Origin of the sequence: Cuspidothrix issatschenkoi CHARLIE-1, assembly GCF_002934005.1 — a bacterium.
In the GTDB taxonomy this organism is placed as follows: domain Bacteria; phylum Cyanobacteriota; class Cyanobacteriia; order Cyanobacteriales; family Nostocaceae; genus Cuspidothrix; species Cuspidothrix issatschenkoi.
Window position 1 is genome coordinate 1 of the sequence record NZ_PGEM01000219.1, and the last position, 507, is coordinate 507.

At 31.6% G+C, this 507-nt stretch carries 1 protein-coding gene; it reads left to right on the plus strand.

Annotated elements, in window-relative coordinates:
* Positions 1-15 precede the first annotated feature (15 nt).
* Positions 16-399: a GFA family protein gene (locus CUN59_RS20575; RefSeq protein WP_104389554.1), complete on the plus strand. Its 384-nt coding sequence runs from the start codon at positions 16-18 to the stop codon at positions 397-399.
* The last annotated feature ends 108 nt before the right edge of the window (positions 400-507 follow it).

Sequence of the window (507 nt, forward strand, 5' to 3'; positions counted from 1 at the left end):
CTCCTGGAGGTTTAGATGAATCAACCTGTTACTTATCAAGGTGGTTGTCACTGTGGTGCGGTAAGGTTTGAAGTAGTAGTTAATAATCACAAAGTTAATGATTGCAATTGTTCAATTTGTGCTAAGAAAGGATTTTTACATTTAATTGTTTCTCAAGAACAGTTTACTTTATTACAAGGAGAAGATGTATTAAAAACTTACACATTTAATACGAGAGTAGCACAACATAAATTTTGCAGTATTTGTGGAATTCATTCTTTTTATATTCCCCGTAGTCATCCAGATTGTATTGATGTGAATGTGCGGTGTTTAGATGGAAATGTGATTGGTAATTTTGAAATTCTGCCTTTTGATGGTGCAAATTGGGAGGCAAATATTCATAAATTAATGCAAGGTTAAATAAATTTGTTTGTAATGATTCAGGATAGAAAGTATAGAATTCATAACAAATTAGAGTTTTGGAGTCATTCTTGAACAATGATGAAAAGACTTGCTGATGAATGATTC